7 protein-coding genes are annotated in these 12,852 nt (G+C 59.8%); 2 read left to right on the forward strand and 5 right to left on the reverse strand.

The features are described 5' to 3' along the window. Window positions 1–30 precede the first annotated feature (30 nt). Window positions 31–711, forward strand: a complete 681-nt coding sequence (locus ARTB_RS00220; protein ID WP_243177136.1) for an acyltransferase — start codon at window positions 31–33, stop codon at window positions 709–711. Here ARTB_RS00220 and ARTB_RS00225 read toward each other — a convergent pair. The 3 genes from ARTB_RS00225 to ARTB_RS00235 all read right to left on the reverse strand — a co-directional run bounded on the left by ARTB_RS00225 (window position 697) and on the right by ARTB_RS00235 (window position 7,031). Next, window positions 697–2,115 carry a hypothetical protein gene (locus ARTB_RS00225; protein ID WP_243177137.1) on the reverse strand — a complete coding sequence of 473 codons (1,419 nt, stop codon included), beginning with the start codon at window positions 2,113–2,115 and terminating at the stop codon, window positions 697–699. The genes ARTB_RS00220 and ARTB_RS00225 overlap by 15 nt on opposite strands. Before the next feature lie 281 nt (window positions 2,116–2,396). Continuing rightward, window positions 2,397–3,245 (reverse strand): hypothetical protein, encoded by an 849-nt coding sequence (locus ARTB_RS00230; RefSeq protein WP_243177138.1) that lies wholly within the window; start codon window positions 3,243–3,245, stop codon window positions 2,397–2,399. A 69-nt stretch (window positions 3,246–3,314) separates the two neighbouring features. Further along, window positions 3,315–7,031 (reverse strand): CDP-glycerol glycerophosphotransferase family protein, encoded by a 3,717-nt coding sequence (locus ARTB_RS00235; RefSeq protein WP_368859390.1) that lies wholly within the window; start codon window positions 7,029–7,031, stop codon window positions 3,315–3,317. Here ARTB_RS00235 and ARTB_RS00240 point away from each other — a divergent pair. Next, window positions 6,942–7,157 carry a hypothetical protein gene (locus ARTB_RS00240; RefSeq protein ID WP_243177140.1) on the forward strand — a complete coding sequence of 72 codons (216 nt, stop codon included), beginning with the start codon at window positions 6,942–6,944 and terminating at the stop codon, window positions 7,155–7,157. The genes ARTB_RS00235 and ARTB_RS00240 overlap by 90 nt on opposite strands. Window positions 7,158–7,237: 80 nt before the next feature. Here the strand turns inward: ARTB_RS00240 and ARTB_RS00245 are convergent, their stop codons facing one another. Next, window positions 7,238–10,867: a bifunctional glycosyltransferase/CDP-glycerol:glycerophosphate glycerophosphotransferase gene (locus ARTB_RS00245; protein ID WP_243177141.1), complete on the reverse strand. Its 3,630-nt coding sequence runs from the start codon at window positions 10,865–10,867 to the stop codon at window positions 7,238–7,240. Window positions 10,868–11,095: 228 nt separating this feature from the next. Then, window positions 11,096–12,703, reverse strand: a complete 1,608-nt coding sequence (locus tag ARTB_RS00250; protein WP_243177142.1) for a TIGR03767 family metallophosphoesterase — start codon at window positions 12,701–12,703, stop codon at window positions 11,096–11,098. Window positions 12,704–12,852: the final 149 nt, after the last annotated feature.

Here is a 12,852-nt window from a genome sequence, read left to right on the forward strand (position 1 = left end):
AGCGGGCATTAGAGACACTGAGGGACAGCAATGACGGTAATACTGAAGGGCCAGGACATCCGGGAGTACTCGGACGCAAAAGGGAACAGAATTGTAGGGTCGCCCGCTTGCTCCCCTGGCGCCTCGATAGAGTTCAAGGGCTCCAATTGCCTGGTCGTCTTTGGAAGCGGATCCAAGTTCGGCGGATCAATTGTTTTTCACCGGGACAACTCATCGGTGACGATGGGGGTGTGGGCCTGGTACCGGGGCCGGATCACCTTGGGCCTGGACTGCACTGTTTCAATGGGCGACAAGTTTTACAGCGGGTTTGACCTGCAGATAACGACGGCGGAAGGCGCAAACATTACGTTCGGCGATGATGTGCTGATCGCCAACCAGTGCCGCATCCGCGCTGACGATTCCCACCCGATCTATGACGGCGTCACGGGTGAGCGCATCAACCATTCCGAGTCCATCACGGTCGGTGACCATGTGTGGATAGGCCAGGAAGTTTTCGTGATGCCTGGCTCTACGATCGGCAGCGGGTGCGTGATCGGGGCACGAAGTGTTGTCACACGGTCGCGTCCAGTCCCGCCGTTCACTCTCGCCCTGGGGTCGCCGGCCACGGTTCATCGCGAAAAAATCAATTGGGTCCGCAAGCATCTCCAAATGAACGAGATTCCGGACACCGTCCCTTCGATCTTTTCCGCTGATGAGCTAGTTGGAAGCTAGGCCCTCAGCCACGAGTCCGACAGCGGGATTGTCGTCCGGCTCCTGGCCCCTCACATAAAGATTATTGATAATCCGGAGAAGCGCCGAAGCAGTCGCGCTCGGAACCGCCTCAAGTCGAACTCGCGCGACGATATATTTCCCCGACCTAAAAAGGCAGCCGGTTTGGGAAACCACTCTCTCCAGTAGCTTCTGGCCGACCGCATCTCTGGCATGCAATTTGACAACGATGTCATCGTCGGTCAGTACCATATCGATCGCGACTCGCCGACGGCTCCATTCCATGTCCAGGACCAGGCAGCGAGTGGAATAGAACCATAGCTTTGTGGCATGCAAACCGAGTGTCTTGTCCTGCTCCAGTATCCCCTGAAGTGCAACCAGGGTTTTGTGGGGGACCACCAGCATGGGACTCTCCGCAGCGACTGGACCGTCAACCTCAGCTGAATCCAGGTCAAAGGCATGCCTCACCGCATCTACGAGGGCTTGATCGGTCCTTTGATTACTTGGCGTGAACTTTCGCGTGCCCGTTCGAGACCGCTTCCAGTCAGAACTAATGGCCATGAAGTGTCGGTGCATCACGTCTGTGGTCTCTGTGGTGTCGGCGCCCGGGACGCCGTGTGTTTTCCACTGTGCTACTTCGGGGATATCGGCAGGCCTTGCTGCCCACTTGGCAGTAGCGTTCCCCCTCGAAATGTCATACGTGGAAAAGTCCGAATGCCGGGGGACGCGTCCGGGCACGGCCGACGTCTTTTCGATCCATCGGCCGGGGTACCGGAGCACCGGAGCCGACGAGGAGTCCAGCACGTCGAAAACGGATTTCCTGTCGTTGGCCAGGACCAACTCGTCGACATCTGCGTTGATGACTGCTTTGGCCAAGGGGAGAAATCTCCACCGTGCGTGTTCCATAATCCCGTATTCACAGAAATCCGAGTCCCAAGGGGCATCGTTCAACCCGTCCCAACCGCCGCCCTGGGGGCCGAACTTGAAAGGCCAGCGCACGACTACTACTGACGTGAGCCCGTCAACGGATCCGACAGTCTGCAGGACTTCCTCAGGTGAGTAGGCAGTCGACCCGTTATCGTAAATCAGCAGGCCGGTGATGCCATGGTGCTTGACGTGGAATTCCGCCCAATCGCGGATCCAGATCAAGTGGTTGTCTTTAGACTTCGTGAACAGGACATTCAACCCGGCGAAAACTTCTCGCAGGTCGGGGCCTACGGAAGTAGAAATCGAGAATTCATCCGACAAGATCGAAATGAACGTGGATCCCTGCGGCGACGGAAGAAATGACCGTTGCGTGCGGTCCATATCTTCAAGATGCGCCGGAAGAACACGGCCACTGTCGTCAGTGAATTCAGCGCGATCAAGCGCCGCCTTCAAATTGAGGAGCGGTGGTCCAGAAAGCACGATTCTATCATCGGATTGAAAGACGTCGTAAAAGAGGGTCGTAGAATCGAATTCCTCACTGTAGCTGTGTTGTCTCTGATTGAGGGGCCTGGGCGCGGATCGCACCAGAGGAGTCGCCCCGGCCATCGTGATTGAGGATGGCTCTACAACCATCCGAACGTTTTGTTTGCGCGCCATGGACAGCGTTCGTTCTCTCTCTGCATGTGAAAATTCTTCAAATCGACCAGACGGTTCTTCGCGCCTGGCTTCCAGCTCCGCGAATAAACTTCTTTGGATTATTTCTATCCGGGGCCCGCCAGGAGTCCTCCGTGTTTTGGACCGAGCTTGAAGTGTTTGTCCCTGTGGCCGCTTCCGTCAAAACCAAACCCGTTGGAATCCTCTCCAAACCGTGGTGCAAGTCCCTCGGCAAGTATTGTTAGGAGGGAAACGACGAACGGAACATTGTAGTGGAGCGTCTGAAGATGATTTCGGGTCAGATCTGACGCTGTCGAAATGAGACTAAAATTCGAGTAACGGCGGAAATAAGGCAGAACCTCATCGAGATAATCTATGCAATGGGGATCGTACGGAGAAGTGATCAGGTATATGTTTCGATCTCTGTTGGAGTCGGACCGGACAACTTCCGGAACTAATGAATTCAGCCACTCGATGTCCGTCGCGAGCGTATTGCCGCTCATGTACTCGATGATCGCTGTTCTTTTTCGATTCAACAGGTAGGAGCCTATGGCGAGCTGGGGTGTTAGGGCCAAAATATTCTTGGCATTGCACCTAATTCCAAGACGCAGTGCGGCCGAACCGCCCTTGGACATCCCCACCATCGTGCAGTCGCTGCTGCTCAGGCCCAGTTGATCTATTACTTCAGCGATGAGCTGCGAAACCGCCACCTCGATTTCGAAGTTACGATTCTCGGTCAGGTAATAGGAATATTCCGCGCCAAAGTCGTCGTAGATCCAAAGGAGATTGGCCCTGTTGTGGGCCAGCAGTGGACCGTCGTGGTCGAAGTCAAGCCAACTTCTATCGGCGCGGATGGAGGTAAATATGACAATGAGGTGCTTAGCCCCCTTCCGCGCGGCTCGAAACTTGAAGTTTACGGGACGCGCGGAGGATGTATAGGGACTAACCAACTTCATGTGGACTTCTCATTCCTTCCGGGAACTTCGCTACTGACAGTATCGTGGTCGCGGCCTGCCGCAATCCAATTAGACCCTGGCCGGGTCCCCTTCAGTGAGATTGTGGGTCAAGAACTGGTTCAGCGCGCTCGCAACGTAGGTCGAAGGATCAAAGTGTTCATGGGGAAGCTCGCCACGCTCGGCTGCTGCCAGCCCCGCAAGCAGACCGTCCTCCGAGTTCTCCACAATCAGGCCATAGCGGTCCTGCAGGACATCCCGCGGTCCAGGCATCTCGGTGCAGACAATCGAAACACCCAAAATCATGGCCTCAAAGAGGACCATAGGTTGGCCCTCGTGGAGAGATGACAGGACGAAGCAATGGGCGTGCTTCAGCGCCGGGTACGGATTCGCCCGCTGGCCGGCCAGCCAGATGTAGTCGGAAGCCTTCTGGCCGACGATCAGCTTCTCGAGTTCATAGCGGAGGGGCCCGTCACCGACGATCATGAGCCTGGCTCCGGGATGGGAGTCGTGGAAACGCACGAAGGCCCTGATCAGTTTTCGATGGTCCTTTTCCGGGGACAACCGACCAATTGCGATGAAGTTGTAGAGTCCGCCCTCGAACCACTCGGCGATGTCGCTGTCGAGGGGTTCCGCGGCTCCCTTGTTAACCCGGCCCGGGTCGATCTGGTTATCGCAGTGCGTGAACGCTGTGCTCTCGAGGGCGTAGGGTCCGGCCAATTCGCGGCGGTTCCTGTCGGAAACGCTGGACGCCACGGAGATGAGCGCGTCGAAATCACGGTACAGCCGGAAAATGATTTCCAGCACGGGGAACTTCATCAGCTTTTCGTTGGCCATGTCGTTGTGCATGTAAATCGATTTATGCGCATGGTCCGGACCATAGGCCACCAAACTTGACCAGTACGGCGCATACCCGTCGAACTCGATGACCGAATCAAACTGGCTGTCACTGAAGATTCGACGGAATTCACGGGCAAAGGACGAGCGATAGATCTGCCACTGTGCCGCTGAAGGCAGGTCCAGGTTCGCCGTCAACTTTCGCGCGATCCAGCGTTCCTCCGGTGTGTGGGACTGGACACCGACCTTGCCGATGATCTGGACGTGGTCAGGCAGTTCCCTGAATTTTTCCAGCCTCGCGGGATTGGCTGCCAGGACTGCAGGTTCAACTACCAGGACGGCACGGAAACGCGAGGTGTCCAGACTGGAGACCAAGTTCCGAAAGGACGTTGCAATGCCGTTAGGGAGCAGTCCGTGGTGGAACAGGAGAGTGGTCTTCTCCTCGGCAGGTTCATCAGCCAGTCCGTCGGGGTCGTCCTCGAGGAAGAACCGGACCACTCTCTTGGCGGAGTTGCCATCCTCCCAGGGGCAGAACTGATCCTTGGCAGCCAGATACCGAGGATCGGACGCCGGATCACTAGTCAGCGAATTCTGGATGCTTGCCGCGAGATCCGACCTTTCCCGCACGAGGGTGCCGGGCATCTCCTCCATGTCGAAGTAGAGACCGCGGTCCTGTGAGTAGTCGTCCAGATCGAAGGTATAGAAGACGATAGGCCGGCCCGTGGGGAGGAAGTCGAAGAAGATGCTCGAATAGTCCGTGATGAGCACGTCCACCGCGGAAAGCAGGTCATTCGTGTCGATATCACCGGGGACAATCGAGGAGCCGGCATCGAATCCGTCGAGGAGTCCCTCCGTGAGGCGGTGGGCCCGGAAAAACAAGTGATGGTTGGCTCCGCGCATGGCGGCGAGGTCTTCCTGAAGTTTGCTGGCGTCGACGAATCTGTCGTCCGAGGCGCCGCGCCAGGTGGGAGCGTAGAGAACCACCGGCTTCGAGTCATCCGCGGCGATGCCCAGCTGGGACCGCAATTGAAGGCGTTTGGACTCGTCAGCGTTTACCAGGCCGTCAATTCGTGGTGAGCCTGTGACCGCAATCTTGCCCCGGAAAAGGCCCTCAATGTCGTGGCGCTGGATCAAGGCCTGGGACGTGTGGCGGTTCGGACTCATCATGTGGGTTGACTGCAGGAAGTTCCTGGCGATGTTGGCGTGGGCGACGGGACCGCCGGCCATATCCCGGCCCAGGGTCTTCAACGGTGTCCCATGCCAGGTGTTGAGGTACTTCTGGCCATCCTTGCGGATGAAATACGGCGGAAACGACACATTGTTCACGAGGTGTGCGGCTGAGGACAGGACTCTCTTGTACAAGTCCGAGTTTGTCTGGACAAACCTCACATTCTTTCGGCCCCGGAGACGATCGGGGATGTTGTCCTCATTGTTAATGGCCCAGTAGTGACTGAATTCCTGGTAACGCGGATCGGAGCAGACCTCGTCGAAAAGTGCCAGGGGGTGGCACCCTATGGAGGAGCCGTGGTTGCTTTCCCACAGGATGATTTTCGGCTCCAGCGGAAGGGTCTCGTAGTACTCAACGTACTCCAGGCTGTTCTTCTGAGCCTTGTTCTTCAGGTAGCTTTCGACGTCGATGCCATCTGATGTCTTGAAGATCCGCATTTGACGGAAGGCAGCACAGGCGGATGTGAAGTCCCCGATCCGGTGGCGCGCGACGCCGAGATAGTAAAAGGAGCGGGGACTGAAGTCATTGTTCCGGGCAACGGACTCAGCGAACGCGGATTCTGCGCTGTCCCAGGCGCCGAGCAGGGCGGAAAAGTCGCCGGCACGCTGCATAATCTCGGACGACTGTTTCGCCGCCAGTGCCGGCACCATTTGGTGCAGTAAATCCTTGAGGTGTGACCCGTCACTATCCTCTGCGGCGTTTGGGCTGCCGGCGGGCGACGGCGGCACCGGGTAGGACGCTGAGACCAGGTAATACTCACACGCCTGCTCGGCCCGACCGGCTGTCTCCAATGCGTAGCCGGCTCGATACGCCCAATATTTCTTGGATGCATCCAGCCGCCACGCGTCCCCGTAGGCTTCTCCGGCTTCAAGCCACTGGAAGTTGCGCTCACGGGCAAGCCCCAACTTATAGTGCCAGTACGGGACATCCGGCTTGAGTGTGATTGCATCTTCGTACGCTTTAGCCGCCTCGGCCCATCGGTAGCACCGGTCAAATGCCAGCCCGACCCGGTAGGCCACCTCGGCATTGGCCGGTTGCCTGCGCAGCTGATCCTGGTAATGTCCCAGCGCCTCTACCCACGCGCCCTTTTTCTGGAAGAATGCACCGATACCCACGACGTCTGATTTGAAATTCTTATCGTGACTAACGGCCAGGGCGTACGCTTCGTCGGCTTTTTGGGTCTGGCCACTGAGAGCATTGGCGTGTCCCTCGTAGAAATACCATTCGGCGTTCCCTGGAAGAATTGCGTTAGCTTCGGCGTAGGTCGCCGCAGCCTCCCCGAAGCGTTTCATGCCGAACTGTGCAGCCCCGAGCTGGGCAAGCCATGCGGCATTGCCTTCATGGGCTTCTTTTCCAGCAGTCAGAATTTCCAGTTCCTGCCACAATGGGCCTTTGTTTTCCCGAAGACGTGTGAGCTTTTCCGAGTGGTAGTCAGGGTTCCGTCGCTGTGCCAGGACAAGGGCCAGTTCCGGCTCAGATATAGCGTATGCAGCCCGCACGGCGCTTAGCCTTCGCTGCCAGCGGTCCCGGTGTGGCTCCAGCTCAAGTGCAATGACGTAGTTTTCGGCAGCGTCCGCCAAGAGCCCCAACTGTTCCTGGACGTAACCGAGCCGGTAGTGCCATGAAGCCATGCCATGTTGCAGCGACGTAGCTGTTTGGAGGTGCGTCGCAGCCTGATCGAACTGCCCGAGGTGGAAGTGGGCATGCCCAAGACGGAATGCCAGTTCGGCGTCGGCGCCTGCTGCCCCGGCGAGCAGGGCGGTGTAGACCTCGACGGCCGTCTCCCACTCCATCTTTTCCTCGAGAAGCAGGCCATGTTCAATCGTGTTTTGCGCTGGGCTCATTTGTAATGGGTCCTAAATTGGTTGCTGCCGTGTGGCATGACCGGCTGGCGGTGGCCATTCCGGTATTCCTGTGCTGTCGGGTGCGACTAGTTCTCGCGGAGGGACGGTGAGCTGTCAGTGCCCACCATCAGCGGTTCGCTCGGGCCATTCGGCCAGAGGGCATCGAACACGCGCGCCGTCGCCTGCCCGTCGCAGTAGGGCGCGAACATCTTGACGAACGTTTCGTATTTCGGGGCGAACTGGCGGGAGACGTCCGTGATGTTCTGGATGGAATGAACGACTTCCTCCGTCGTGCTGAGGAGTGGGCCCGGAGCCTTTCCCTCAAGATCGAAGTAGAAGCCGCGGGTCGAGTCACGGTACTGCGCGATGTCCGGGGTCAGGAAGATGATCGGCTTGCCCGTCACGCAAAAATCGAACATGACGGACGAATAATCGTTCACCAGGATGTCTGCGGCGGTGTAGAGGTCGTTGACCTCCGGGTACTCGGTCACATCGATCACAAACTTGTTGGCCGCCGTCTGCCGCTGGCTTGCGATGTTGTGGTGTCCGCGCAGGAGCAGCACGTAATCACTGCCCAGCCGCTGCTGGGCTTTTTCGAAATCGAGGTACGTGACCATCTCGTACTGCCTGGAGGCGTTCTTTGCATCGTCGCGCCAGGTGGGAGCATAAAGAATCGCGGTCTTGCACTCGGGGATGCCCAGCTTGGTCCGGATGGCGGCCCGGCTCTGTTCCATCCGTTCGGGGGTAAGGCTGTCATTGCGGGGATAGCCCTCGGTTACTACCCGCCCTTCGAAGCCGAAGCAATTTGCAAGGACCCCGGCGGCGTATTCATTCTGCGCCAGGAGGGCATCCCAGTACTCCGCCTCGCGCCACATGAGGTTCCAGTAGGAGAGGGAGAAGCTCGTCCGCGCGACGTCGTTGCCCAGCTTCTTGAGCGGAGTGCCATGCCAGGTCTGGATGTAGACCTGACCTTCGCGCTTACGGAAGTAGAACGGGAAATTGTTGTTGTTGATCAGGATCCGGGACTCGGTCAGGAGCTGGTACCAAAGGCGGGAGCCGATCAGCACCGGTTCGGTTCCGGCCGGCACTGGCACCGAGAAATCAGCGACGGCCCAGTACATCGGCCACTGGCTGCTCCTGCGCTGGAACTCTTCCAGAAGGCGTCGCGGGCTGTCCGTGGCACGGCGGCCGCCGAAGCACATGAACAGAACGGCGTCCTTGAGTTCATTGCTCCCGGCCAGCGTGACCGGAGTGCGCAGCGTCTGTTGCTCGAACCTTCCCACCTCGTCCGCCGCGAACGGCGGACGCAGGTGGATAGTGAGCGCACCGTTTTTGGAGGTGCGGCTCACGCCTACCTCCAGCCGGTCCGCGTCCATCCTTGCCGGCATCTGCTTCTGCAGACCGGATGACGCCGGGATCCAGTGGCCGAGGGTGTCGGCGACTCCCGGGGAAACGAACCGCACGCTGTAGGCGCCCGCCTCGGGCATCACTTCCTCGCCGCCCCACGGGTTCTGCGGAAGCAGGAAATCGGCGGTGAACGCATTGCTTCCATCGTTGGTGCGGACCTGCAGGACAACGTCCGTCGCCGGGATGACGGCCTTCCCGCTGGAGAGGACAACCCGCGGTGCACGTATGACATGCATGTCCGCTGTGCCTGCAATGCGCAGGGTCCGCTTGTCGGCTGAGACTTCGACGGTCGAAGCAATGATTCGGCTCTTGCGCTCTTCGACGGTGATGAAGCCGTAACCGGTCAGTCCCAGCCTGAGGCTTCGCGTCTGATCCGAGCGGGACTCCAACTCCGCGGTTCCCTCCGGCCACGCCACCGGCTGCGGGCCCTTGGCGCCGCTTTCCAGGCGCAGCTGCCATTCATATTCGGTCGTATTCCCGGCGCCACTGCCCAGCGCCGGGACGTTGATGACGTAGACAGCCCGGTTTCCGTCAACTTCCTGGAAAGTCGCAGTCTTCCGGATGCCAAACTTTCGGCTCTCGATGGATACTTTGGCGGGAACGGGGGCCCCGTCAGCGGCTTCAACAGTCAGCCGCAGGGTTCGCCCGGTGAGGTCCACGGATGTCGCCACGTAGAGCGGCGTCACCGGAACGAAGGTCAGGCCAGTGGTGGCAGCGCGCATCTCCACTGCCATCCGGGACGAGCCCACCATGGGCCCCACGGGCAACTGCCCGGTGGACCCGGTCAGGTCACGGAGCCTCAACGGCGCTGCGATTGTCCGGCCGCCGGCGCTGACAGTCAGGAGGACGTGCCAGTTGGCGGGCGCCGTGGCCTCATCGTCTGCCAACATCACGGCCGGATCGATGACAGCACTGAATCCTGCCTCGGCGTAGGACGTCCAGTTGTCGTTGGACTGCCAGTCGATGGACTTGTCGGAGTGGCGCTCCACCGCCAGAGCGACTGTCGCCCCGCTGCTGGCGTTGACCAAGGACGCATGGATGGAGAGGCTGCCGTCAGCCGGGTCCACGGAGGAGATGTACGCATGCCCTCCGATCATCAGCCGGCCGTCGGGCTGCCAGTCGAAGTGAGTCATCCTGCTCACCATTTGAAGATCGTCATCGCTGCAGGCCAGCAGATCCGGATCGTAGCCTGAAAGCTCAGCCAGGTACCGGGGTTGCGCCAGGATCCCGGAGTCCGTAATCAGCGTCGGAAAGCTGGAACCGTAGTCGCTCCGGTGGTTGCAGATTCGGACTACGTCCGCGCGTGAGTCCGTGAGCACGGCGGAGAGGATCAGCCGGTTGTGGATCCGGATGGCATTCCAGTCCAGATCCAGGCCGTCGCTGAGGCGCAGCACGGTGGCGTGCAACAGATCCCAATACTCGGGTTCCGTACGCGGCACGACCTCGTAGTAACGGAAGAGCCCATTGCCCAGTTCTCCGGATAGCCAGCGCCGGTAGTGGTCAGGAGCCGAGACCGTGTTGACCACGGAGGCCAGGGCCTCAAGCCGGTGCAAGCGGTCACTGAGGTACTCCGTCTGGCACAGAAGCTCGCGGGCAGGAGGGCGAACTGCGGAGTCAATGGACGTGTTTATGACCTGGGCATCAAGAATGTCGAATGACTCGGCGCGCATGTAAAGGGTCGCGACTGCCTCGTACTGCCAGTGCTCCCGGGCGAGTGCAACGTCGGCAGTGGCCGAGATCCAGAAGTCACGGGTGAAAAGCTTGTTGGCGAGTGCACCATCGAGCAGTATCTCCGGCACGTCCGCGACGGCCGCGGCGGCCCGGGGTTCAGCGTGGATCTCCCGCTGCCAGGATGGGGTGGTGCTGGACTTGCCCTTGGATATTCCTGTCATGCCGACGGCGAAGGATGAGCCTGTCTCACGCAGCGACCGGTACATGATGTCCAGGCCCCGGTTTTCGACCACGTCGCCGGCCGTGAGGAACATCAGGTACGGGGCCCGCGACGAAGCCACAGCCCGGTTCCGGGCTTCCTCCTCGCCGGTGCCGGGCAGGGCGAGGTACTTCACACGGCCGTCCCGCCGCACGAACGCCTGTGCGGATGTTCTGCCCAGGCCGGCCAAGGACGTGTCGACGACGATCATGTCCAGTGCGGACGGCTGCTGGCCCACCACGCTGCGCAGCGTGGCCTCCGGATTGGGAGCATAGTCTGTGACCAGGACGACAACAGTGAGCCGCGCTAGCTGAAGGCGTGCAACCCCCGTTGTCCCCAGCATCCGCTGGACCCGGGCCAGGTTCGCGGGGTGTGCCATTCTCCGGAACTTGGTCTGCTGCTCCTTGGGCAATGCCCGCCACACACGCCGAAGGTTCCTCTTAGCCGTGGCTTTCAGCGAAGCTATTGCTTGGCTCTGGTCGTGACCTGGCATTGTCTGATTCGCTTCTTTCGTCTGTTCCAACCGGTGGTTGTAGCTTCATGATCTTTTGGTCCGAGTAAATCGTTGCACGAGCGCAAACGCCCGACCGCTGCCGGGCAGTCTACGTCAGAACGGTTTCAGCAGGACAAGGTCAACATTCTGGTCTCCGGCGCTTCCCCGCACGGCCTCGACATCAAGCCCTGGACGATTCATGGAGAGCTCAAGGCTCAAGGCCGCAAGGGAACCCGGAGTCTGGCTTTCTCCGTACGTCACGCTGTCGGGCTCAGAGTGGTCAACCAGAGTCGCCACGATTGACAGGGTCCCGTCGCCGTTGTCCAGCAATTCAACAATTCTCGATTGCTGCGGATAGTCAATCAGCGAGGCTGTAGTGATTTCCCAGAATCCGCCATGCTCAAAAATGGCTTTGTGCGGTGTCACCCGGTGTTTGTGTCCGTGACCGTTCACCCAGGCGACCACGTTGGGAAAACGGGCGATGAGTCGCAGGACCTTCGATCGGCTCAGGAAAGTGGGCCCGTCGCCGGACGAGGGCTGCTTGGCGGCAAAGGCTGACAGCGGGTGATGGCCAAACAGGATTACGAGACGGTCGCCGGCCTTCGAGGTGACGAGTTTGCCCTCGGCATCGTAGAACTTCCCGGAAACCCGCTGCAGTTGTTCCTCCAGCCAATCCGCCTGGGCGGCGTCCAGCGCCGCCTCAGTGCCGCCGTCGGGACTTGCGGTGTTCAACATGATGCCGACAACATCCGGCGACAGGTCGAACGTGTAGCACGGATCGGCCCGGGAACCCTTGCCGGAACCGGAGCGGAACCGTGGATTTCCTGCGTCCTTCGGCCACGCGTCCATAAATTCCGTCTTGCTGAATGCGCGCCGAAGTTTCGATGGCGGCACTTTTCTCGACGGCAGCGAAGCGATGAGGCTCCGGCGTTCACTGTCATTGGAGGTCCTGACTGTTTCCCAGAAGTCAGTCGTGTCCATGCCGGACGGTAGCCGGGTGGGCAGCCGGTCGCCGATTCGAAGAGCACCGACGAACTCGGCTTTTGGAGAAATGGGACCGGACGCCGGCTGGCCGGATTCATCATGGTTGCCGACGCCGATGTACCAGGGGAAATCCGAACCTTCCGCCGCTATCGGCTGCAGTGCGGCCGAGAGATATCCCGGAATTGTGGGATACCCATAACGGCTCTTCCACTCATCCGGAGACCTCAGCGTGGATTCCGGTTCGGGATGCCAGATGTATTTGGACAGTTCCACCGGGGCCGGACCATGATCCTGGATCCCCTCGTACACTCCATTCGGAGACGACGTCACGGGACCGCCCTTAACTACGCCGATCGCCGCCGACAGTTCACTGACGGCAAAGGAGTTCGTGAGGTCGCCCGTAATTACCAGGCAGTCCAGAGCCCGGTCGCTGACCGGTCCGCGCCCGATGACATTCATTTTGCGGACCATCGCGTCCAAGACATGGGCGGTCAGAAGGTCGTGCGGGCGAAACTTCCCCGAGTTCGGAAATCCGTCCGAGAAGTCGAGGTACTGCCAAAGAAAGGACAGTCTCCCCGGACTGGCCGCATCCAGCACATGACTATCAGTCAGGTGCCCAAAAGCAGCCAGCCCGCTCCTCGCGCCGTTTGCCGGGCGTATGCGGGCACAAAGCTCCTCGCGTACCTGTGCTTCGATACCCGGACCCCGTGTGAGCCGCCGGTAGGGAAGCTTCGACACCTTCCGGGGTCCCAGCACAACCGTGGCGTCCAACGTTGTTGACGAGCCACTTGTCCGTAGCGCCGCTGCACCCGGCGGGGGTGTGCTCGGAGTTCCGTCGGAGGACTCCGATATCCCCAAAAGGGTGACACCGATCGCGCCGCCAAACG

The organism is Arthrobacter humicola (genome assembly GCF_022803015.1).
Classification (GTDB): Bacteria; Actinomycetota; Actinomycetes; order Actinomycetales; family Micrococcaceae; genus Arthrobacter; species Arthrobacter humicola_A.

Excerpts from the sequence above, each read along its gene's own strand:
- ARTB_RS00230 (WP_243177138.1), bottom strand. The coding sequence starts at position 3,245 with ATGAAGTTGGTTAGTCCCTATACATCCTCCGCGCGTCCCGTAAACTTC.
- ARTB_RS00220 (WP_243177136.1), top strand. The coding sequence starts at position 31 with ATGACGGTAATACTGAAGGGCCAGGACATCCGGGAGTACTCGGACGCA.
- ARTB_RS00245 (WP_243177141.1), bottom strand. The coding sequence starts at position 10,867 with ATGGCACACCCCGCGAACCTGGCCCGGGTCCAGCGGATGCTGGGGACA.
- ARTB_RS00240 (WP_243177140.1), top strand. The coding sequence starts at position 6,942 with ATGTTGCAGCGACGTAGCTGTTTGGAGGTGCGTCGCAGCCTGATCGAA.